General features: G+C 50.0%; 23 protein-coding genes and 1 riboswitch. Of the genes, 11 read left to right on the top strand and 12 right to left on the bottom strand.

Annotated features, from left to right (window positions below):
* Positions 1–29: 29 nt before the first annotated feature.
* From KNO61_RS14095 to KNO61_RS14105, 3 genes are read right to left on the bottom strand one after another with little or no spacing between them, the layout of a single operon-like run.
* Positions 30–1,154, bottom strand: a complete 1,125-nt coding sequence (locus tag KNO61_RS14095; protein ID WP_214685093.1) for a DUF418 domain-containing protein — start codon at positions 1,152–1,154, stop codon at positions 30–32.
* A 20-nt stretch (positions 1,155–1,174) separates the two neighbouring features.
* Positions 1,175–2,728, bottom strand: a complete 1,554-nt coding sequence (locus KNO61_RS14100; protein WP_015880457.1) for an ABC-F family ATP-binding cassette domain-containing protein — start codon at positions 2,726–2,728, stop codon at positions 1,175–1,177.
* Between the two features lie 60 nt (positions 2,729–2,788).
* Positions 2,789–3,397, bottom strand: coding sequence for an NAD(P)-dependent oxidoreductase (locus KNO61_RS14105; RefSeq protein WP_015880458.1), 609 nt, complete (start codon positions 3,395–3,397; stop codon positions 2,789–2,791).
* A 126-nt stretch (positions 3,398–3,523) separates the two neighbouring features.
* Positions 3,524–3,625, top strand: a riboswitch (purine riboswitch).
* Between the two features lie 77 nt (positions 3,626–3,702).
* Here KNO61_RS14105 and KNO61_RS14110 point away from each other — a divergent pair.
* From KNO61_RS14110 to KNO61_RS14125, 4 genes are read left to right on the top strand one after another with little or no spacing between them, the layout of a single operon-like run.
* Positions 3,703–4,284, top strand: coding sequence for a xanthine phosphoribosyltransferase (locus tag KNO61_RS14110; RefSeq protein ID WP_214688899.1), 582 nt, complete (start codon positions 3,703–3,705; stop codon positions 4,282–4,284).
* Positions 4,281–5,585 (top strand): nucleobase:cation symporter-2 family protein, encoded by a 1,305-nt coding sequence (locus tag KNO61_RS14115; RefSeq protein WP_214688897.1) that lies wholly within the window; start codon positions 4,281–4,283, stop codon positions 5,583–5,585. Before KNO61_RS14110 ends, KNO61_RS14115 begins: the two co-directional genes overlap by 4 nt.
* Before the next feature lie 34 nt (positions 5,586–5,619).
* Positions 5,620–6,267 (top strand): NAD(P)H-binding protein, encoded by a 648-nt coding sequence (locus tag KNO61_RS14120; protein WP_078146102.1) that lies wholly within the window; start codon positions 5,620–5,622, stop codon positions 6,265–6,267.
* A complete protein-coding gene (locus tag KNO61_RS14125; protein ID WP_214685099.1) occupies positions 6,264–6,656 on the top strand; it encodes an RDD family protein in 393 nt (130 codons plus the stop codon). The genes KNO61_RS14120 and KNO61_RS14125 overlap by 4 nt, the downstream gene beginning before the upstream one ends.
* Positions 6,657–6,678: 22 nt before the next feature.
* Here KNO61_RS14125 and KNO61_RS14130 read toward each other — a convergent pair whose 3' ends face one another.
* Positions 6,679–7,944 carry a purine/pyrimidine permease gene (locus tag KNO61_RS14130; protein ID WP_214688895.1) on the bottom strand — a complete coding sequence of 422 codons (1,266 nt, stop codon included), beginning with the start codon at positions 7,942–7,944 and terminating at the stop codon, positions 6,679–6,681.
* Between the two features lie 73 nt (positions 7,945–8,017).
* Here KNO61_RS14130 and KNO61_RS14135 point away from each other — a divergent pair, with 73 nt between their 5' ends.
* Positions 8,018–8,722: an alpha/beta hydrolase gene (locus tag KNO61_RS14135; RefSeq protein WP_078146105.1), complete on the top strand. Its 705-nt coding sequence runs from the start codon at positions 8,018–8,020 to the stop codon at positions 8,720–8,722.
* 34 nt (positions 8,723–8,756) lie between these two features.
* Here KNO61_RS14135 and KNO61_RS14140 read toward each other — a convergent pair whose 3' ends face one another.
* The 3 genes from KNO61_RS14140 to KNO61_RS14150 form a co-directional block, all read right to left on the bottom strand.
* Positions 8,757–9,935, bottom strand: a complete 1,179-nt coding sequence (locus tag KNO61_RS14140) for an MFS transporter (protein WP_214688893.1) — start codon at positions 9,933–9,935, stop codon at positions 8,757–8,759.
* A 117-nt stretch (positions 9,936–10,052) separates the two neighbouring features.
* On the bottom strand, positions 10,053–10,844 hold the full coding sequence (locus KNO61_RS14145) for an endonuclease/exonuclease/phosphatase family protein (protein WP_214688892.1): 792 nt from the start codon (positions 10,842–10,844) through the stop codon (positions 10,053–10,055).
* Positions 10,845–10,895: 51 nt separating this feature from the next.
* Positions 10,896–12,524, bottom strand: coding sequence for a PTS transporter subunit IIBC (locus KNO61_RS14150; RefSeq protein WP_078146107.1), 1,629 nt, complete (start codon positions 12,522–12,524; stop codon positions 10,896–10,898).
* Positions 12,525–12,745: 221 nt separating this feature from the next.
* Between KNO61_RS14150 and KNO61_RS14155 the strand changes: the two genes are divergently transcribed.
* The 3 genes from KNO61_RS14155 (at position 12,746) to KNO61_RS14165 (ending at position 14,582) form a co-directional block, all read left to right on the top strand.
* On the top strand, positions 12,746–13,510 hold the full coding sequence (locus tag KNO61_RS14155; RefSeq protein WP_214685110.1) for a TrmH family RNA methyltransferase: 765 nt from the start codon (positions 12,746–12,748) through the stop codon (positions 13,508–13,510).
* Positions 13,482–14,027, top strand: coding sequence for a GNAT family N-acetyltransferase (locus KNO61_RS14160; RefSeq protein WP_015880469.1), 546 nt, complete (start codon positions 13,482–13,484; stop codon positions 14,025–14,027). The genes KNO61_RS14155 and KNO61_RS14160 overlap by 29 nt, the downstream gene beginning before the upstream one ends.
* An 87-nt stretch (positions 14,028–14,114) precedes the next feature.
* Complete coding sequence (locus KNO61_RS14165; RefSeq protein ID WP_214813600.1) at positions 14,115–14,582, top strand: hypothetical protein; 468 nt, start codon at positions 14,115–14,117, stop codon at positions 14,580–14,582.
* A 24-nt stretch (positions 14,583–14,606) separates the two neighbouring features.
* Here the strand turns inward: KNO61_RS14165 and KNO61_RS14170 are convergent, their stop codons facing one another.
* Positions 14,607–15,104, bottom strand: coding sequence for a hypothetical protein (locus tag KNO61_RS14170; protein ID WP_159563336.1), 498 nt, complete (start codon positions 15,102–15,104; stop codon positions 14,607–14,609).
* A gap of 110 nt (positions 15,105–15,214) precedes the next feature.
* Between KNO61_RS14170 and KNO61_RS14175 the strand changes: the two genes are divergently transcribed.
* Entirely contained in the window at positions 15,215–15,871 is a 657-nt protein-coding gene (locus KNO61_RS14175) for a TVP38/TMEM64 family protein (protein WP_214873653.1), read from the top strand.
* A 30-nt stretch (positions 15,872–15,901) separates the two neighbouring features.
* Here the strand turns inward: KNO61_RS14175 and queF are convergent, their stop codons facing one another.
* The 4 genes from queF to queC are packed head-to-tail and all read right to left on the bottom strand — an operon-like array spanning position 15,902 to position 18,193.
* A complete protein-coding gene (gene queF, locus KNO61_RS14180) occupies positions 15,902–16,390 on the bottom strand; it encodes a preQ(1) synthase (protein WP_015880473.1) in 489 nt (162 codons plus the stop codon).
* A gap of 11 nt (positions 16,391–16,401) precedes the next feature.
* Positions 16,402–17,112, bottom strand: coding sequence for a 7-carboxy-7-deazaguanine synthase QueE (queE, locus tag KNO61_RS14185; protein WP_031424381.1), 711 nt, complete (start codon positions 17,110–17,112; stop codon positions 16,402–16,404).
* Positions 17,094–17,552 carry a 6-carboxytetrahydropterin synthase QueD gene (gene queD / locus KNO61_RS14190; protein WP_015880475.1) on the bottom strand — a complete coding sequence of 153 codons (459 nt, stop codon included), beginning with the start codon at positions 17,550–17,552 and terminating at the stop codon, positions 17,094–17,096. Before queD ends, queE begins: the two co-directional genes overlap by 19 nt.
* Complete coding sequence (gene queC, locus KNO61_RS14195; protein WP_159563339.1) at positions 17,549–18,193, bottom strand: 7-cyano-7-deazaguanine synthase QueC; 645 nt, start codon at positions 18,191–18,193, stop codon at positions 17,549–17,551. Before queC ends, queD begins: the two co-directional genes overlap by 4 nt.
* Positions 18,194–18,410: 217 nt before the next feature.
* Here queC and nhaC point away from each other — a divergent pair, with 217 nt between their 5' ends.
* Positions 18,411–19,787 (top strand): Na+/H+ antiporter NhaC, encoded by a 1,377-nt coding sequence (gene nhaC / locus KNO61_RS14200; protein WP_214873655.1) that lies wholly within the window; start codon positions 18,411–18,413, stop codon positions 19,785–19,787.
* A gap of 84 nt (positions 19,788–19,871) precedes the next feature.
* A complete protein-coding gene (locus KNO61_RS14205) occupies positions 19,872–20,456 on the top strand; it encodes a DNA-3-methyladenine glycosylase (RefSeq protein WP_078146117.1) in 585 nt (194 codons plus the stop codon).
* Positions 20,457–20,482: the final 26 nt, after the last annotated feature.

Genomic DNA, 20,482 nt, shown 5'->3' on the forward strand with positions numbered 1-20,482 from the left:
AAAAAAAGACCGGACAATGAAGTCCGATCTTAGGATGATTTTGTTTGTCGTCCGTATGTTCCGAGACGCCATAGTTTCTCAAACGGTCCGTAACGGTGAGTCTTTAGCCACCACATCGAGAAGAACGACTGCGCAATCAAAATGGCGATGCTGAGGAATAGACCTTCGGTTAAGGAAAGCGCCCCGTACGCCCCGAGTGCGATTACTGGCAAGACAATGATCAACGTATGTGTCAGATAGTTCGTGAGTGCCATTCGACCGAGTGCTTGAAGCGGGGCGAACGTCCGACCTTTTCGAACGGCGATGGTGAACAGGCAGATGTACGTTGTAGCGAGCAGTTTTCCGGAAATCCATACGGCTGCTGAGTTCGTGGACATATAAGAGGCGCCATCACCGTAATGATGCCAGATGATGATTCCCCAGAATGGTATGGCTGCTATTGCGCAGATAGCAGCAGTCCGGGTCAATCCTTGGATACTCCAAGTCAGAAGCTTTCGTTCCCGTCCGATGAAGAGACCGAGTAAGAACAGACCGAGAATCTCGATTCCGACAAAAAGTGAATTTTGAATCATAGTAAAAATCTCGTTGTCGAATCGATAGTCTAGCCAAGGACCGAAGCCTGAATTAAAGACCCTCGGGAACGACTCTCCTAAATACATGTATCCAAAAGCCCACTCTACATAGATAGGGGCAACATTGAATAGTAAGAAACTTCCAATCAATAAACTCCACGCCCATGTCAATATCGCGCGGTTACTCAACCCATAAAAGAGAGGAAGCAATAAGCCCCACATCGCATACGTATGTAAGATGTCACCTGACCAAATCGCCAAATGCGCGAGACCGAATAAGAAAAGAATCGCAATACGGCGTATGTAACGACTGACCGATTCGCCACGAGCGTAAGAACGCTCGAGGAAAATCGAAAAGCCGATCCCGAATAAGAGGGAGAAAATCGTATAAAACTTCGTCTGCACGAACAAGTCAAAGAGCGTGCGGACGAACAAGTCGTTCCCGTAATAGTCGGGACGACCAAACATCCAGTCGCTCCCGAGCATGCTCGGGATATTGACGAGGAAAATGCCGCAGAGGGCAAACCCTCGGATAATGTCATACAAAATAATCCGTTCATTCGTTTGAATTGGGCCAGCCATACGACACGTCCTTTACTGAATTAGAATACTTTCGTCGTCCACGATTCACAGTTCCAGACGTCTGTGACGATATCCTCATAAAATTCTGGTTCGTGACTGATGAGGAGGACGCTTCCTTTGTACTCTTTCAACGCACGCTTCAACTCTTCCTTCGCGTCGACGTCCAAGTGGTTCGTCGGCTCATCGAGTAAGAGTAAGTTCGTTTCGTTGTTTAAGAGTTTGCAAAGACGTACTTTCGCCTTTTCTCCACCACTGAGGACAGAGATTTTACTTTCAATGTGCTTCGTCATGAGACCGCATTTCGCGAGCATCGCGCGTACTTGCTGTTGGTTGAGTGATGGGAATTCGCTCCAAATCTCTTCGATACACGTGTTGTTGCTTGATGCGGCTTCCTGTTCGAAGTAACCCATCTCAAGAAACTCACCGCGTTCGACTGTCCCTTCAAGCGGGTTGATCAAGCCGAGTAAGCTCTTCAAGAGCGTCGTCTTCCCGATTCCGTTCGCTCCGACGAGGGCAATCTTTTGACCGCGCTCCATCTGAAGGTCGAGCGGACGTGAGAGTGGCTCATCGTATCCGATGACGAGACCTTTCGCATCAAAGATGAGGCGCCCCGATGTACGTGCCTGCAAGAAGCGGAATTCTGGTTTCGGACGTTCCGCACTCAATTCGATGACATCCATCTTATCGAGTTTCTTCTGACGTGACATCGCCATGTTTCGTGTCGACACACGCGCTTTGTTTCGGGCAACGAAGTCTTTCAAATCCGCGATTTCGGCTTGCTGACGCTTATAGGCGGCTTCAAGTTGCGAACGCTTCATCTCGTACACTTCCATGAACTTGTCATAGTCCCCAACATAGCGGTTCAACTCTTGGTTTTCCATATGGTAGACCAAGTTGATGACACTATTTAAGAACGGGATATCGTGGGAGATCAAGATGAAGGCATTGTCATAGTTTTGAAGATAGCGTTTCAACCACTCGATATGCACTTCATCCAAATAGTTGGTCGGCTCATCGAGGAGCAAGATATCTGGCTTCTCTAAAAGCAACTTCGCGAGCAATACTTTCGTACGCTGTCCACCTGACAAGTCCGTGACGTCCCGGTCGAGTCCGACGTCTAAAATACCGAGGCCGCGTGCGACTTCTTCTACTTTCGCATCGATGATGTAAAAGTCGTTCGAGTCGAGCGTTTCTTGAAGCTCACCGACCTCCGCAAGCATGTCTTCCATCTGTTCCGGCGTCGCGTCACCCATCTCCATGTAGAGTTCGCCGATGCGCGTCTCCATGTCAATCAGGTATTGGAAAGCACCTTTCAAGACGTCCCGAATCGTCATCCCGCGCTCAAGTACTGCGTGTTGATCGAGGTAACCGACACGGACGTTTTTCGCCCATTCGATTTTCCCTTCATCCGGTTGCAGCTTGCGCGTGATGATGTTCATGAACGTCGATTTTCCTTCACCGTTTGCTCCAACGAGACCGATATGCTCCCCTTTTAAGAGGCGGAAAGAGACATCGTTCAAAATAGCGCGGTCACCAAAGCCGTGGCTCAAGTTTTGTACCGTTAATATACTCATAATTCGTTTTCGTTCCTTTCAAAGTAAACTACCCGATATTGTAGCATGAATTGGATCAAATTAGTACGCTAGTCCGACTGACTCCCGTACGTGTTCCTGTTCTTCAATCGCATGAAGCATGAACTGGGCGACGTCTGCCCGTGAGATGTGTTTCCCGTTCTCTGGCACTTCATCGATGGCCGTTCGATACGTCGAGGTGCGGGGGCCGTCCGTCAATTGCATCGGTCGTACAATCGTATAATCGAATGACGAATTTCGCCACAAGTCCACGGCTGCCCGATGATCACGGAGCGGCTTCCGGAGCATGAACGTAATGGCTTTCCCGGCAAGTCCCGGTATCTCATTGTCGATCCCGGCTGAAGCCAAATAGACGACGCGTGAGATGCCATTCGTCTTCATCGCTGGGACGAGCTTGTCCGTGACACTCGCTAAAAAGTCCGGATCGCTCAAATCCGTTCCGAGACAGCTGATGACCGCATCATGACCGTGCATCGCTTCTGTTAACGCATCGATGTCATATAAGTCGCCTTCGATGATTTCAAGTTGTGGGGTCCGAATCAACTTTTTCTGTTCACGTACGAACGCGGTGACGTCATGACCGTGCTCGATGGCTTGGTCGATGAATTGATGTCCGGTCCGACCGGTTGCGCCTAATACGAATAACTTCATAAGGGCAAGGCTCCTCTCTCATATCCAATACATACAGTATACAGCAGTTTCAGAAAAATCGAACATTTCGCCGTTTGATTGCAACCTATTGCATTTCTCGTCAGCTCGTCTACAATAAAGTTTATCTTAAATAAATAGATTCGCACTCGTATATCAGCGGAAATATGGTCCGCAAGTCTCTACCGAACTACCGTAAATGGTTCGACTACGGGTGGCGCTTGTCGTATGCTATCGTTGATTTCCATGCGGTTCGTTGCCTCCCGATGAGGGGTGACGAATCGCATTTTTTAATGGAGGGGACAACAATGAAGCAGTTAGAAGACAAAATCCGTGAAGAGGGTCGGGCCTTATCCGACCAAGTGTTGAAAGTTGACGCCTTCTTGAATCATCAAGTCGATCCGGTACTTATGCAAGCCATCGGCAAAGAATTTGCAGAACGTTTCAAAGACGCTCAAATCGACCGCATCGTCACACTCGAATCGAGCGGGATTGCGCCAGCGATGATGACGGCGCTTGAGATGGGCATCCCGTTCGTATTCGCGCGTAAACGGAAATCGCTGACGCTCCAAGACGACCTCGTCGAAGCGGATGTTTATTCGTTCACGAAACAGGAGACGAACCGCATCAGCTTGAGCCGACGTTTCGTCTTATCAGGCGAACGCGTTCTTGTCATCGATGACTTCCTCGCGAACGGGGAAGCGGCACTCGGGCTGACACAACTCGTCGAAGCGGCAGGTGCAGAAGTTTCAGGTGTTGGCATCGTCATCGAAAAATCGTTCCAACCAGGGCGCGATAAATTGATTGAGCGTGGTTATCGCGTCGAATCGCTAGCGCGCGTCGCGAAATTAGAGAAAGACCATATCTCGTTCGTGGAGGTCGTTCGATGAATACATTCAAGACAGCAAGTCTCGGATTTCAGCATCTACTCGCGATGTACACGGGAGCAGCCATCGTCCCGCTCATCGTCGGGGGTGCCATCGGGCTTGGTCCAACCGAACTCGCCTATCTTGTCGCAATTGATTTATTCATGTGTGGGGTAGCGACGTTATTACAAGTATGGACGACACGCTTTACGGGTGTCGGATTGCCGGTCGTCCTCGGATGTACGTTCACGGCGGTCGGTCCGATGATTGCGATTGGAAGCGCAAATGGAATTACGGCCATTTATGGCGCGTTGATTGCCAGTGGAATCATTGTTATCCTCATTTCCGGATTTGTCGGGAAGCTCGCACGTTTCTTCCCGCCGGTCGTTCTCGGTTCGGTCGTGACGATCATTGGTCTCTCACTGATTCCGGTCGCCATCAATGACATCGGTGGCGGGATGCCAGGTGAGCCTGGATTCGCATCGATGCAGAATCTAGGATTAGGTGGCTTTACGATTTTACTCATTCTCGTCTTGAACCGTGTCGGGACCGTCTTCACACGCGCCGCTGCTGTCCTCTTTGCCGTCCTCATCGGAACAGGGGTTGCTGCTTCGCTCGGTCTCGTCGATTTCAGTCCTGTCCGGGAAGCGGGTTGGTTCCAAATGGTTCAACCGTTCTACTTTGGGATGCCGACATTTGATGTGTCCGCGATCCTCGTCATGACGCTCGTCGCCATTATCTCGATGATTGAATCGACAGGTGTATTCTTGGCGCTCAGCGATATCACGAAAAAGCCGATTGGTGCGAACGAATTGACGAAAGGGTATCGTGCGGAAGGTGTCGCAACGATTCTCGGAGGGATTTTCAACAGCTTCCCGTACACGACGTTCAGTCAAAATGTCGGACTTGTTCAATTGTCAGGTGTAAAATCGCGCCGTGTCATCTTCTGGACAGGTGGATTGCTCATCTTGCTCGGCTTCCTTCCGAAAGTCGCTACGTTCACGACATTGATTCCAAAACCTGTGCTTGGGGGAGCGATGCTCGTCATGTTCGGAACGGTCGCTGCTTCCGGCATTCGAATTCTGAGCCAGGTCGATTTTTCGAAAAACGAGAACTTGATTACCATTGCCCTCTCAATCGGTGTTGGGCTCGGTATTACCGCCAATCCAGCCATCGTCGCAAACATGCCGGAGTGGCTGCAGTTGTTCACGGATAGTGCTATCGTGGCAGGTTCATTCACGGCGCTCGCATTGAACGGATTTTTCCGTATGATGGACCGATTCCGTCCCGGGACAATCATTGCCGAGGAACGGCAAGTCAGCTAGACTGAAGGAAATAGTAGTCTAGGAGGAGTCACGAATGGGGAAAACTGCACTTGTCGTAGGCGCGACCGGTTTGATTGGCCGCGAATTGGTGGAACAGTTGTTAGAGAGTGACCGTTATGATGCGGTCTGGATCGTTGTCCGTCGCTCGAAGCGTTGGAGTCATCCGAAGTTACATGAGATCGTCGGTTTCGAGGAGATGGATTCATCCCTTCCACAGATCGACGACGTGTACTGTGCGCTCGGCACAACGATTGCGGTAGCTGGCTCGCAAGAAGCGTTCAAACAAGTTGATTTAGAATTACCACTTGAAGTGGCCCGTGTCGCCAAGGCACACGGTGCGACGCGCTATGCGGTCGTATCGGCACAAGGCGCATCATTGCGTTCGACTTTCTTTTACAACCGTGTGAAAGGGGAGCTTGAGAACGCGTTACGTATTTTCAACTTCCATCACTTGATTATCGCCCGTCCTTCTCTGTTACTCGGAGAGCGTGATTCATTTCGCTTCGGAGAGAAGGCGGCCGAGGTCATCAGTCGACCGTTCCAGTCAATCTTGCTTGAGAAGACACCGGAAGTCGCACCGATTCAGGCGCTTCATGTCGCTCGTGCCTTGATTATGGCGTCTGAAGAAGGCGAAGGAATCGAAGTGTTGACGTCAGGGATGATGCAGAGGATGAGCCGATGAATCCATTGACAAAAAAGCGAACCAAAGCAGTCATGATTGACAGTGTCATTGCAGGTCTTGTCAGCGTGGGCGTAGAACAGCTCGTACGAAAGAAAGTAAAGAGCGAGTTCGTGCATGCGGTCATCACACCGACACTACTGACATATGCCATGGAAGCGTGGCAAATGAGTCGGGGTGGACAAACAATCGGTTATAAACTGATGGGACTTGAATTGACAAACGATGACGAAACGCCTGTCACGGCAAAACAAGCGCTACAACGCGCCCTGCATCGTGATACTTCGTCAGTCGTTCGTTATTGGAAAGACCGTGCGCATTTCGAACAAGAAGAAGGCGCTGTTTTACCGCACGATGCCCGTTACCATATGCATGTACGTGAAAAGAACTGACCAATACGGCCAGTTCTTTTTTTCAATCCTTGATTTTACTTAAGATGGCAGTTGTTAAGGCGACAATTGTTCCGAGAACAAGCCCGTTAGAGAAGACGGTCGCAAGAAGCGGTGGCAGGTCATTCATTGAACCGGGTGGTAATAACATCGCCCCGGCACCGATGACGAGCGGGAGCCCGACTGTGAGGGATGCCGTGGACTGCTTCAATTCAAAGGCCGCCTCATTGATTCCGATGATGATCATCGTTGCAATGAGCGGTGTCACGATTGCATAACCGACAGCGGCCGGGATGCTCGCAATCAACGAGACGAATGGACCGATGAGTGCTAACCCCATCATGAGGGCGTGGGCAACCAAATGCGGAGCACGCTGGACGCTCTCCGTCGAAGAGAGGAAACCAGCTGTCCCGGAGATGGCGACAGGACCCGGTGTGCCGAACAGACCAGCCACGATTTGACTGACGCCACTGGCGACACCCGATGCGGGAACGTTTCCTTTGATTTCTCGTTTTTCGCGAGAACTGACGATGCGCTCAATCAACTTGATGTTCGCAAGGACGTTCGTCATGAGAAGTAGGGTGATGACGAAAGCCGTCGGTAACAAGTTCCAATCCCACACCCAATTTCCGAACGGAAGAAGTTCCGGTACGAGGAAGAAGGATTCCGAACGAACGATTGGATTTCCAAGGTCGAGTAAATGGAACAAGCCGAACCCGACGAATAGCGTCATGACGAGTCCATATTGTTTAAAGCGACTTTGCTCGAGCGTGAGTGCGAACAAGACGAGCCCAGCCGTCGCTACGGCCTGAATGATATTGATTCCGTCTTCCGTCACCCCAAATCCACCTTTAATGACGGCCCCTGATAATTGAAGGACGAGCAAAATCATATAGACGCCGAGCACTTGCGGTGTAAACAGGGCGAGCATGCGTCTTAAGATGCCGGTGACGGTCAACAACACACCGAGGATTCCGCTCAAAAACAGCATGAATCCGAGTGCCTGCAGCGTCTCTTGCTGACTTCCATATAGAGCGGGACCGATGGAGGCGTATAAGGTGAAGACACCCCACCAAATGCCGGCAGGTCCTTCGAGTATCGGGAGGCGATGGCCGAGCAACGTCTGAATGATGCTGAAGAGTGCGAAGATGAAAAGTGAGCGGGATATAAAGGTCATCGTCTCATCTGGTGACAGTTCAAACAAGGCGGCGATGGAGAGTGGTGGTACAATATTTGTAGCTAAAATAAAAATAAACCACTGAATCGTCGTGGTTATATTACTTCTGGTCATGGTGTCCCCCTGATCATGCTTTTTCTTATTAGTGTAACGTTATGATGAAGTGGATGCAAATGGAGGCTATATAATGAAGAAATTCTTCAAGTGGACCGCACTCTCAATCGTAGGATTGCTAATCATCGCGGTAGCAGGCTTTTTAATTTGGACGCAGTTCACGTACGAACCGACCGATGAAGCGACACGGTATGCCGAAGAGGGGAAAGTGGTCGACAACCGTCTCGAGTTTGGAGATCCGACGAGTGAGGTCGGAATCATTCTTTATCCAGGGGCGAAAGTGGAGAAAGAGGCGTATGCGTATTATGGAACACGTTTAGCCGAGGAAGGGTATTTCGTCGCCATTCCGTCGCTTCGACTCAACTTAGGCATTTTAGATATCGACGCAGCCGATCCAATCATCGAGGCACATCCGGAGATTGAACGCTGGATCGTAGCCGGTCATTCACTCGGAGGTTCGGCGGCGTCGGGTTACGCGCTTGAGCATCAAGAGTCGGTAGAAGGTGTCATTTTCCTCGCATCATATCCGATCAGCTCGATGGTCGATAGTGACTTACGCGTGCTATCCATCTCGGGTGAGTTGGATGGATTGGCTGTCCCGGAAGACATCGAGGCGAGTCGAAGCGACCTACCTGCCGATAGTCAATTCGTACAAATCGAAGGCGGGAATCATGCCAACTTCGGAATGTATGGTCCACAAAAAGGCGATCAGGAAAGTCCGCTCACATCGAAAGAACAACTCGACGAAGTCCTATCGGCGATTCTCGAATGGTTATAAAAAACGTGCGCACCTTCATCGAGGTGTGCACGTTTTAGCGTTGATCGAGTGAATAACTGACTGCGGTCAACCCGGCTGTGACGAGGGCGACCAAACCACCGACGAGCGCGAGCGTCATGATAGGGCTCGTCGCGTAGACGACACCACCAAGAGCGGAACCAAGTCCGATTCCGACGTTACTCGCCACAGGCATAAGTGATGAGGCGAGACCTTTGGCGTTCGGATTGAACTTCTCCGCCAAATCGATCAAATAAATCTGAGTCGATGTCGTCAATAAAATCGCCATGAACGACATGAGGGCGATATTGAGGAGACCGAGCGTCACATTCGACGTCGTCACGAATAACGCGGCCAGGACGAATGCCTGGACGAGAAAGACGAACCGTAAGCGTCCGATCGGATTGTGACTGGCGATCTTTCCGGCAGCGATATTACTGAAGATCGAGATGAATCCGTAGGCGAATAAAATCGGACTGACCCAAGCGACCGGTACACCGAGTACATCTTTTAAAATCGGTACGAGATACGTATATACGACATACGTCGCCCCGAAACCGAACGCCGGAATTAAGAAGGCGATCAAGATACGTGGATTCGTCAGGAGTGCCATTTGTTCACGGAGTGATGCTTTTTCTTGAGACAATTGATTCGGCAAGACACGATAAATGGCAATCCAGGCGACTGCACCGAGCAGAGTCGTCAACCAGAACGTGGACTCCCATCCTGCCTGTTGTCCGATGAACGTTCCGATCGGAACCCCGAACACGTTGGCCATTGTAAAGCCACCGAAAATAAAGGACACGGCCACGCCCCGTTTTGCCGGAGGGACGCTCTCGCTGGCGACGAGCATGGCAAGCGAGATCAAGACACCTGTGACGACGGCCGTCAGCATGCGCAAGACGAGTAACCACTCATACATGGGAGCGAGACTGCTTAATAAGTTCAGGACGGTGAAGAGAATCGTCAAGCCGAGCATCAATTTACGTTTTGGAAGATGGCTCGTCAAGGACATCGTGATTGGCGTGCCGACGGCAAAGCTGATGGCGAATGCCGATACGAGACTTCCTGCTGTCGCGATGGAAATGGATAGACCGCTTGCGATATCAGGCAAAATGCCGACGATGACAAATTCACTCGTTCCGAGAACGAAGGTTAATAAGGATAGGGATAAAACTAAAGTCCAGTCGCTTCGACTGAGCGAGCTTGTCTCCATGTTCAAACACTTCTTTCTATTTCATTCATTAGTAGTTAGACATCAGTCTCCTCTCACGTTACAAGATATTTCCCAAAAGAAAAACCCTTTTCTCCCAAGTCGGAAGAAAAAGGTGGATTAGCGCCAAAAAACAGTGGCTTCGACACCGGCGTGGTCGGAGACGATGGGACCGTTTTCGCCATCGAAGACGACAGCATGACGGGAGACGTGAATGGGTGCATTCGTCAACATCAAGTCGATGCGTAGCGATTTCTTGTTTTCATCCCATCCGGCGATTTTCCCTTGGACGGTCGCATCACCTTCGCGTTCCGTTGCGAGATGGAACAGGTCTTGAAGCCCATTCTCCATCAAATAATCGTATCCCTCGCCTCGAATGAAGGCATCGTTGTTGAAATCACCGAGTAGGAGCGCATGGTCGTCATGCTCGACGCGACGCAGTAGTTCGTCGAGTTGATGCTTCACTGGCTCCTCTTCGTCATGCCACCATCCGAGGTGACACGAGTAGACGGTCGTCGGCGTTTCAAGACCTTCAATCACGGCTTTGACAATTTTACGGGACTTGTAATTGTCAGGGTCCGTCGTCTTGGATACGAAGAACGACTCGGTCGATAGAAACGGTGTTCGCGACAAAATGGCGACGCCTTCCTCGTAAATGTCATATCCGTAATGGGCAAAGTCCCATGTCATGTGATAGTGAAGATCTAACTCTTTCAGGCGCTCGACGAGGACGTGTGCGAAGTTGTTTTCACGGATGTTCCCATAGATGAGGGGGGCCTCTTTATGTTGATTGACTTCTTGAAGCGCGATGAAGTCATACTCTTCGCTTGCGATACGTTCGACAATCGCGTCGATTTTCTCTTGTTGGCGGTCTTCTAACCAGGCATGACAATTGAGCGTTAAAATATTCACGATAGTCCTCCTTTAGAAAAAGGCCAACTCTCGAGCGAGTTGGCCAGTAGATTATGCACCGATGACGTCTTGAATGTCTGATTTCAATACGTCGGCTTTCGGGCCATAGATGGCTTGGACTCCACGGTCTTTCACGATAAGACCCATAGCGCCATTTTTCTTCCATTCTTGTTCGTCAGAGACGAGTGTAACGTCTTTAACGGTCACACGAAGACGAGTCATACATGCGTCGACATCCTCAATGTTTTCTTCCCCACCGAGAAGTGCGATAATCCCCATGACTTGTTCGTTACCTGTAACGGATGATTTTTCTGTCGTTTCTTCCATGTAGTTCCCGTTACGTCCTGGCGTCGGTAGGTTCATCTTCTTAATGAAGAAGTTGAAGACACCGAAGTTGAGGAAGAAGAACACGACAGAGACGAGCACGAAGTTGATCAAGTCTTGAAGAAGTCCTGCTTTGACAATCATCGGAATGCGCGTCAAGAGTTCGATTGCACCGAAAGCGTGTACACGTAAGTCGATGATATCTGCCAATGCGAAGGCAGCACCGGCCATGAGTGCGTAAACGACATAAAGAACTGGTGCGACGAACATAAACATGAATTCAATCGGTTCTGTGACACCTGTCAAGAAGACAGCGAGTCCGGCTGATAAGAACATCGGCTTGTATTGTGCCTTCTTATCCGCGTCGACGTTGCGGTACATCGCATACGCGGCACCAATCAATGCAGCGAATGACAAGATGACTTGACCGACTTTGAAGCGTGCTGGAACGACATCAGCGAGAAGCGTGTTGTATGCGGCCGTATCACCAGCAGCACGCAAGTTGACGAGATCCGTCACCCATGCCAACCAGAGTGGGTCTTGACCGGCAACGACCGATCCAGCTGTCGCACCTGTTAAAATCGTGTATGTTCCACCGAGCTCTGTGTAGTTCATTGGTACTGTGAGCATGTGGTGTAAACCGAACGGTAAGAGGAGACGTTCGAGTGCACCATAAATGAACGGAGCGAGGACTGGCGCCGTGTTACGTGATGTGGCAATCCATTCACCAAAGCTGTTGAGCGCACCTTGGATGGTTGGCCATACAATCGATAGAACGAGGGCAGCAACGACTGAACCAAGGATAACGACGAATGGTACGAAGCGCTTCCCGTTGAAGAACGAGAGAGCGTTCGGCAACTTGTTGAAGTTGTAGAAACGGTTATATAGTGCACCACCGAGGAAACCGGCGATAATCCCGACGAACACACCCATGTTGAGGGCAGGTGAGCCGAGTACAGATGTGAAGTAATCAGCGACGACAAGGTTCGCACCGAAGAGTGACTCGATTGTCGCTTCTGGATCTTGAAGCATGTCACTGTTGACACCGAAGATGGCACCTGTGACACGGTTGATCAAGATGAAGGCGAGAAGTGCTGCGAATGCACCGCCGGCACGATCTTTTGCCCACGAACCACCAATCGCGACTGCGAAGAGGATATGTAAGTTGACGATGATGCCCCAACCTAAATCTTCAATGATACGAGCTGTTGTTAATAAGATACCGACATCTCCGGCTGACATTCCAATCAATTTTCCGATGGAAATCATCAAACCGGCAGCTGGCATGACGGCGATGACGACCATCAAAGCCTTACCGAGTTTCTGCCAGAAATCGAATGAGATCAATTGTTTCATGCTATACGCTTCCTTCCTATGAGGGAGTTTTATCTATTTTTGTGTCTACCAATAGTGCAATCGCTTGCATAAATAATTGTAATCGATTGCATAAATTCGTGCAACCGTTTTCGCTATTTTCATTTGTTTTCATTTCCGAAGTGAGAATAGCAGATGTGAGGCGAACTTGTCAGTCGAATCGAATCTAGCTACAATATGATAGGTTGAAGGGAGCGAGAAAGATGGGTTGGAGACAGACAACATCTGCTTTGACGAAAGACGAGCAGATTGAATTAAAAGAAGAGTTGTTGCGGAAGGGTGTATTGCAGGAAGACGATCTTCCTCTATATGAGATGCTCATGCCAGATCGAATCAAACGGATGTATGAAGTATTGAATACACGAACGAACCATATCACGATTTTGACGGAAGGTGTCGACGATCCGCACAATCAATCTGCCGTATTGCGTTCGGCCGATGCGTTCGGGGTGCAGACGTTACACGTCGTCGAAGGGCGTGCGAAGTTCAAACCGAACTCGATTATCGCCAAGAGCGCCGACCGTTGGGTGGACGTCGTCGAGCATGGCTCCATCGAAGAGGCGATTGACGCTTTAAAAGAAGACGGTTATCAAGTATATGCGACGGCATTGAGTGAGGAAGCAATTCCGCTCGAAGAGGTGGATGTGTCGAAGCCGACCGTTCTGCTATTCGGGAATGAACATAGTGGTGTCTCGGAAACAGCACTTCATAAGGCGGACGGGAACTTTGTTATTCCGATGCAAGGATACGTACAAAGTTTGAACATCTCCGTGGCGGCGGCGATTTCCTTGTACGATGTCACGACACGGTCACGACATATCGTGACGGATGGCTACGAGCTTCCGGTCGAAGATCAAGCGCGCATCTTCAAAGACTGGATGGTCAAGAGTTTGCCGAAGCGTACGCTAGGACTATATAAACAAAAAGGTGTCACAGCTTTTGAACGGGAGACAGGAAATTCAGAATGAACGGCGAAATGAACAGACGTACGGAATCTTTGTCCAGAAACTGAAAGGGGATGGCACGATGAGTACGACGAGTTCATTTATCGTAAAAGATGTGACGAACAACTTTAAAGATTTTGAAGAGGACTTTTTCCGACTATATCGCACGTTATATGGTGACCTCGATCAGCTGCGATTTAAAGAGCGCCTGTATCGACACGCCAATCCGTTAGTGCTCCTAGCCTTTTCGGAAGAGCAACTGGTCGGCTTTAAAATCGGTTATGAGGCGGAGCCTTATCGGTTTTATAGCTGGGCGGGCGGCGTACACCCGGACTTCCAAAAGCATGGCATCGGTCGCAAGCTGATGGACACGCAACTCGAATGGGTCGAAGCGCAAGGGTTCCATTCGATTCGGACGAAAGCACGCAATACGAACAAAGGGGTCATCATCTTGAATCTCCTTTGCGGATATGACATCATGGGCGCCTACACCGAAGATGGCGAGCCGCGCATCATGATGGAGAAACAACTGAACAGTTGAATCGATGCCGCGGTCGTGTGATCGCGGTTTTTTTGATGAAACCGATTCGACTGAATGAACGTACTTAAAGAAAAGGGGGAATTTGAAATGTCTACTTTAGAATTTGGGGCGGACCCATTTTTCACGATCATCAATTTATTCTTTCCACTCATGTTTTTCACCATTGTTGGACTTATCGCATTTGGTGTCATCAAATCAAGTCGAAGTTACTCTAAAACATCAAATACATTGAAGGACTTACAACGCTTCGCCTCGCAGCTCGCCGATGACCCGGCCGACGAGACGGCTGAGCGATTGGCAGACTATTTACGTGGTGTCGATTCCTTCTCGATTGAACGGACACGCATGGAACCGTTCCGTGTCGCGCTCGGATGCTACCAATTGGTGATGGAGTCGAGCACTGTTCGCGAAGAGACAAAAGAGCGGGTCGGTCGTCAATATAAGCGTCTCGGGATTTTAGACGGAGAAAAATTTGCCGATGAGGCACCACCACGTCGACGTTCTTCTTCATCGAGTCATCATGATATCCACCACAATCACCACGATCATATGTAAAAAGCGAAGGAATCCCTTCGCTTTTTACATATATCGTGATGCATCAAATTCAATGTCAGTCTGATAACGGACGGCTTGAATCGCACTTTCGATTCGAATGGCACGCTTCTTAATATCACGTGCTTTCAAACGATATAGTTCGGGGTCATATAAGGCGTGTTTGATCACGGCAACCCCATGCACATAGTCTTTCTTCGGACGAAGCGATAATTTTTCATAAAGTCGTGCTTGGACACGTAACTGAATGGCAAGCTCGATTGCCTCGACGAGCGGGAGCGGACCGTCATGCGTCTCAACGACGGCTTGGACGTTCGCCTCTTGAATGAGACGGTCGAGCTGACGTAAGTCTAGACGAATGTGTTCAAGTTCCATCTCGATGTCTTGAAGGGAACGGGACTGAATGGTCGGAATGGATTCATTCGCTTGAAGCGAGATGAACGCCACATGCTCAATCTCTTCGGTCAATGTATCGATTTGCTCATGGAGCAACTGTTTCAATGTTAGGGCATCTGCAAGGTTCATATCGATTTCCTCCTTCTGCTTTTTCTAACCGTACCACATCGAGATGGCTGAAAAAAGGTGGGTGACATCCTCGATTACGGGAATAAAAGAAAATAGAGAGGAGGAGGACGATGAAGAAGTGGAAGATACAATGGATGATTGCACTCATCCTACTCCTGTTCGGGACGGCGACATTCCTTTATCAGTGGATTGACGTAAGCCCAGGCGATATTCGGGACTACATCATTCAATTCGGATGGTTGGCTCCGCTCATTTACATTTTATTGTTCACCGTTCGTCCGCTCATCTTGTTTCCCACGTCCGTCTTGTCGGTCGCCGGCGGCTTGGCGTTTGGGATGTTACCGGGCGTCATCTATACCGTCATCGGGGCGACATTGAGTGCGCTTGTTGCGTATTATGTGGCAATTTATTTCGGCGATCGTTTCCTGCATCACTTCGAATCAACGAATTACGAAGCCATTCAGCATAAAATCGAAGAAGATGGTTTCTTTTACGTCCTCATCTTACGTCTCATCCCGCTCGTCAATTTCGATTTGGTCAGCTATGCTTCTGGTTTGGCAAAAGTAAACGTACTCGCCTATCTGTTTGCGACCGTCGTCGGTATGATTCCCGGGGCGTTTGCGAACAATTTTCTCGGGAGTAGTATCGCCAGTGGGGATTGGACGCTCATCGCCTTGGCATTTGGGATCATGCTCGTGTTGACGCTCGTTGCGACCGTTTTCCGTGAACCGATCAAGCGACAGATTCATCGCTATCAAAAAAAGTAGGCGACTCCAGATGGAGCGCCTACTTTTCAATTAACGGTTGTCGACCGTCTCTGGATACAGGTCATGGTTGAACAGACGGTGTTCTGCCATTTTTTCATATTTTGTGCCTGGCTTTCCGTAGTTGTAGTACGGATCGATTGAGATACCGCCACGTGGTGTGAATTTCCCCCACACTTCGAGATAGCGCGGTTCCATCAATTTCACGAGATCTTTCCCGATGACGTTGATGCAGTTCTCGTGGAAGTCACCGTGGTTACGGAAGCTAAACAAGTACAACTTCAACGACTTCGACTCGACGAGTTTCTCATCCGGGATGTATGAGATGTAGATGGTTGCGAAGTCCGGTTGGTTCGTGATCGGGCATAACGATGTGAATTCTGGTGCGTTGAATTTAACGAAGTAGTCGTTCTCCGGATGACGATTTGGGAACGCCTCAAGGACGTCAGGTGTGTATTCAAAAATATATGGGACGCTCTTCTGTCCGAGGAGCGAGAGGTCTTGTAAGTCTTCTGGTCTCATGTTCATTCTCCTTAGACGCCACGTTCGTTGGCGTACAGTAATGTGTGTAGTTGTGGTAGGACGCGGACGCTTTGCCATGACGGGTCGCGTGCAACGTCTTCCCATAGTTGTTTCAAACGACGGAGCTGGGCATCGGTGATGTCGCCGTCTGCACCGGGCTCCGGGTTACCAGCCGACAAATACATGACGTCCGGTGAGTAGCGCTGCTGCACTTCTTTCGCGTAGGCAAGGTCCACTTCATCAAAGACAGCAACTTTGAATGTCGTCTGCTCCGGGCGCAACCGTTCGACGATGGCGTCGAGTTGCTCCCAGTTCGTTTTCATACCAGACGATGGAGGTTTCGGACTGAGGGTCACGTCATCGATTTGTGTGAGCCAGTCTTGATAGCGGCTGCCTTGCGTCTCGACGGCGAGTGTGACGCCTCGTTCTTTCAACTTCTCGACCAGGTCTCCCATAGCCGCGATAAGGAGTGGATTGCCACCCGAGATGGTGACGTAATCGTACATACCAAGTGCATCCAGGCGAGCAATCACCTCATCGGCTGTCAGCATGTCCGGTTTTTCTGAACCGTCCCACGTAAAGGCGGAATCGCACCACGAACAGCGATAATCGCAACCGGCGGTCCGAACGAACATCGTCTTTTGTCCGATGGCGCGTCCTTCTCCTTGAAAGGTCGGTCCGAACACTTCAAGAACAGGGATTTTCACGATTCCACCAACCATTCACGGCGGAACTCAGCGTAAGACGTTGGCGTTTCATACAGACGGACGAACTCGACACGGACGTCGCGTTCATTTGGCAAGTGTGTCGCCAGTTGTTCAAAAATCCAATAACACATGTTTTCTGCAGTTGTATTCATATAAGGGAGTGACTCGTTCAAATAGCGATGGTCGAGATATGGCTCAAGCTCTTCTTTGAAGATCTTTTTCAAGTCACCAAAGTCGAGCGTCATCCCGCGATTGTCGAGAAAGCCGCTGACACCCATTTGGAGCTTATACGTATGACCATGAAGGGCACGACATTTGCCGTCATAATCAAAAAGATGGTGCGCTGCGTCGAACGTCACTTCTTTGACGATTTGAACGCGATGCGGACAGTAGATGAGCGAGCCTTCTTGCTTTGATTCGACACTGGTCGGAGCGAGGAATGGAGCATGTTTCATACGCGCACCTCCTCGTAAGCTGTAAGTCCGTTTTGACGAAGCTTACACGCCGGACATTCTCCACAACCTGAACCGATGACACCGTTGTAGCAAGTGAGCGTGCGTTCTTTGACGTAGTCAAAGGCACCGAGCTCGTCGGCGAGTGCCCACGTCTCTTTTTTATCGAGCCACATGAGCGGTGTGTCGATGACGAATGGATAATCCATCGCTAAATTGAGTGTCACGTTGAGTGATTTGATGAATTGGTCTCGGCAATCCGGGTAACCTGAAAAGTCCGTTTCACATACACCGGTCACGATGTGATGCATACCGAGTTGTTTGGCCATGACGGCCGCAAATGATAAGAATAGATGGTTGCGTCCATCGACGAACGTATTTGGGACGTCCGCATTGTCGATGTCGAGATCGTGTCTCGTGAGCGCATTCGATGTGAGTTGTCCGAGTAGGGACAAATCGAGGATGTGGTGTGGGACATCGAGTTCTGTCGCAATTTCTTTGGCGACCTCGATTTCCGCATCATGGCGTTGACCATATGCGAACGTCACCGCCTCCACATGAGAGAATTGTTGTTTTGCCCAAAACAGGCAAGTGGTTGAATCTTGGCCACCACTAAAGACGACCAATGCTTTTTCGTGTTGCATGAAGCGCACTTCCTTTTCGCTAGTTTTGATGTCGGAGGAGGTTACGAACTCCGGAGGTCACCCTCAAGCATACAATTTATCATAAAAAGACGTTTGACAGGGAGAAAGGAAGCGAGTATAGTAAAAAACATCACTGACATGCTTTTGTGCATAAAAGCGTTTAAGCGGTTAGGCAAAATAATAAATAAAGAAGATATAACGAAAGGAGGGGACGTCGATGCAGATGAAAGGAAAAGAAGCTGTATTCGTCGTGTTGATGAGCGGGATCACCTTGCTCGCACTGATGTTTTTGGCCAAAGCGACACCACATATGGCGATTTTTGGCACAATGGTAATAGTAGGTGGATATGCGTATTATCGTTCACGCGACTTCAAACAGATTGAAACGGCGATGATCAACGGAATTCGTGAAGCGATCATGCCGGTGTTGATTTTGTTGTTGATTGGGATGCTCATCGGAGTATGGCAAATGTCCGGGACGGTCGCGACGATCCTCTCCATCGGTCTAAATACAATCTCTGCTGAATGGTTCTTACCGAGTGTTTTATTAATCACGATGATCGTCTCGACCTTCACAGGAAGCGCCTTTACAACCGTCGGAACGGTCGGTGTCGCCTTATTTGGAATCGGGACGGCACTAGGCATCTCGCCGGCGCTCGCCGCAGGTGCGATCGTATCGGGTGCCCTCTTCGGAGACAAGATGAGCCCGTTGTCGGATACGACGAACTTTGCGCCGGCAGTGGCGGGTGTCAAACTGTTCGACCACATTCGCTTCATGATGGGGACGACGATTCCAGCGTTCATCATCACGTTGATTTTATTCACGTTCCTCGGACGTAGCGGTCAAACTGCCGACACGGTACAAATTGCAGAGGCGCAAGCCGCGCTCAGCGGACGGTTTGACCTCTCATGGCTCACGTTGATTGCCCCTGTGCTCGTCGCAGTGCTTGCGTTCCGTCGGATGCCGGTCTTGCCGACGATGCTCGTTGGGATGTTTGCGGGTGTGTTGACGGCCGGTTTTGTTCAAGGCAACTGGAGCATCTCGAACTGGCTCGGTGTCATGCAGTCTGGCTTCAAGTCAGGTGTCGAAAATGAATTGATTGCAAATGTACTCGATAAAGGTGGTCTTGAATCGATGCTCTGGTCGGTCAGTCTCGTCTTGATCGCCCTCGCGTTCGGTGGCTTATTACGTGAACTCGGTATCTTCCAAGCCATCGTTGAATCGTTGCTCGAGCGTTTGAAGTCACCAGGGAGCTCGGTCCTATCAGTTGTCCTCAGTTCAATCGGTGTCAACTTGCTCGCGGGAGAACAGTACTTGTCGATTCTCTTGCCGGGTCAGGCGTTCAAGCAAGGGTTTATCGATCGTGGGATCGACCCGCGCTACTTGTCACGGGCACTTGAAGATGGCGGGACCGTCATCAACCCGCTCATACCTTGGGGTGTCTCCGGAGCGTTCTTCGCAGCGACACTCGGCGTGCCTGTATTGGAATACGCACCATTTGCGTTCTTCCTCTGGCTCAGCCCGGTCTTCTCCATCATCTTGGGATACGTCCGATTGGGGAAGCAACGTGAATCGCTAAAAATCGCATCATAATATCGAGGTGTCCTGCCATGCAGGGCATCTTTTTTGTGTGCAACATATGACTTTTGAGAAAATAGGAGAAACGGAGGTGGAACCATGAAGCGACTCGATCTAGCATTTTATGAACAACCGACACTCGAATTGGCACGCGCCTTACTCGGTCAATATTTGGTGCGGCGACATCCAGAAGGTGACATCATCGCGAAGATTGTCGAGACAGAGGCTTACCTCGGTGCCATCGACCGGGCGGCGCATAGCTTCGGAGGGCGTCGAACGAAACGAACGGAAGTCATGTTCGGACAACCTGGGCATGTATACACGTATCAAATGCATACACATACGCTCCTGAACGTGGTCAGTGGTCCGGTTGGTACACCGGAAGCCGTGTTGATTCGAGCCGTCGAACCGATTCAAGGACATGAATGGATTGCTTCGAACCGTCCCGGAGTGAAGCGATATGACCAGACGAACGGACCAGGGAAGTTGACGAAAGCACTCGGAATCACAATGGATCTATACGGCCATTCCTTTCAACAAGACCCACTCTACATCGCGGAGGGTGAGGCAGGAGTAGTGATTGAGGCGGGTCCCCGTATCGGGATCCCGAACACGGGCGAGGCACGTGACTACCCGTATCGCTTCTTTGAACGCGACAATCCATACGTCTCGAAATTCCGTTGAATGCCACTTGAGATGTTTAAGTGATT

It is taken from the genome of Exiguobacterium sp. s140, assembly GCF_018617035.1.
Lineage (GTDB): Bacteria > Bacillota > Bacilli > Exiguobacteriales > Exiguobacteriaceae > Exiguobacterium > Exiguobacterium profundum.

What these genes read in the sequence shown, in the direction of transcription:
- KNO61_RS14095 (WP_214685093.1), bottom strand. Translation starts at nt 1,154, where the DNA reads ATGGCTGGCCCAATTCAAACGAATGAACGGATTATTTTGTATGACATT.
- KNO61_RS14100 (WP_015880457.1), bottom strand. Translation starts at nt 2,728, where the DNA reads ATGAGTATATTAACGGTACAAAACTTGAGCCACGGCTTTGGTGACCGC.
- KNO61_RS14105 (WP_015880458.1), bottom strand. Translation starts at nt 3,397, where the DNA reads ATGAAGTTATTCGTATTAGGCGCAACCGGTCGGACCGGACATCAATTC.
- KNO61_RS14110 (WP_214688899.1), top strand. Translation starts at nt 3,703, where the DNA reads ATGAAGCAGTTAGAAGACAAAATCCGTGAAGAGGGTCGGGCCTTATCC.
- KNO61_RS14115 (WP_214688897.1), top strand. Translation starts at nt 4,281, where the DNA reads ATGAATACATTCAAGACAGCAAGTCTCGGATTTCAGCATCTACTCGCG.
- KNO61_RS14120 (WP_078146102.1), top strand. Translation starts at nt 5,620, where the DNA reads ATGGGGAAAACTGCACTTGTCGTAGGCGCGACCGGTTTGATTGGCCGC.
- KNO61_RS14125 (WP_214685099.1), top strand. Translation starts at nt 6,264, where the DNA reads ATGAATCCATTGACAAAAAAGCGAACCAAAGCAGTCATGATTGACAGT.
- KNO61_RS14130 (WP_214688895.1), bottom strand. Translation starts at nt 7,944, where the DNA reads ATGACCAGAAGTAATATAACCACGACGATTCAGTGGTTTATTTTTATT.
- KNO61_RS14135 (WP_078146105.1), top strand. Translation starts at nt 8,018, where the DNA reads ATGAAGAAATTCTTCAAGTGGACCGCACTCTCAATCGTAGGATTGCTA.
- KNO61_RS14140 (WP_214688893.1), bottom strand. Translation starts at nt 9,935, where the DNA reads ATGGAGACAAGCTCGCTCAGTCGAAGCGACTGGACTTTAGTTTTATCC.
- KNO61_RS14150 (WP_078146107.1), bottom strand. Translation starts at nt 12,524, where the DNA reads ATGAAACAATTGATCTCATTCGATTTCTGGCAGAAACTCGGTAAGGCT.
- KNO61_RS14155 (WP_214685110.1), top strand. Translation starts at nt 12,746, where the DNA reads ATGGGTTGGAGACAGACAACATCTGCTTTGACGAAAGACGAGCAGATT.
- KNO61_RS14165 (WP_214813600.1), top strand. Translation starts at nt 14,115, where the DNA reads ATGTCTACTTTAGAATTTGGGGCGGACCCATTTTTCACGATCATCAAT.
- KNO61_RS14170 (WP_159563336.1), bottom strand. Translation starts at nt 15,104, where the DNA reads ATGAACCTTGCAGATGCCCTAACATTGAAACAGTTGCTCCATGAGCAA.
- KNO61_RS14175 (WP_214873653.1), top strand. Translation starts at nt 15,215, where the DNA reads ATGAAGAAGTGGAAGATACAATGGATGATTGCACTCATCCTACTCCTG.
- queF (WP_015880473.1), bottom strand. Translation starts at nt 16,390, where the DNA reads ATGAGACCAGAAGACTTACAAGACCTCTCGCTCCTCGGACAGAAGAGC.
- queE (WP_031424381.1), bottom strand. Translation starts at nt 17,112, where the DNA reads ATGGTTGGTGGAATCGTGAAAATCCCTGTTCTTGAAGTGTTCGGACCG.
- queD (WP_015880475.1), bottom strand. Translation starts at nt 17,552, where the DNA reads ATGAAACATGCTCCATTCCTCGCTCCGACCAGTGTCGAATCAAAGCAA.
- queC (WP_159563339.1), bottom strand. Translation starts at nt 18,193, where the DNA reads ATGCAACACGAAAAAGCATTGGTCGTCTTTAGTGGTGGCCAAGATTCA.
- nhaC (WP_214873655.1), top strand. Translation starts at nt 18,411, where the DNA reads ATGCAGATGAAAGGAAAAGAAGCTGTATTCGTCGTGTTGATGAGCGGG.
- KNO61_RS14205 (WP_078146117.1), top strand. Translation starts at nt 19,872, where the DNA reads ATGAAGCGACTCGATCTAGCATTTTATGAACAACCGACACTCGAATTG.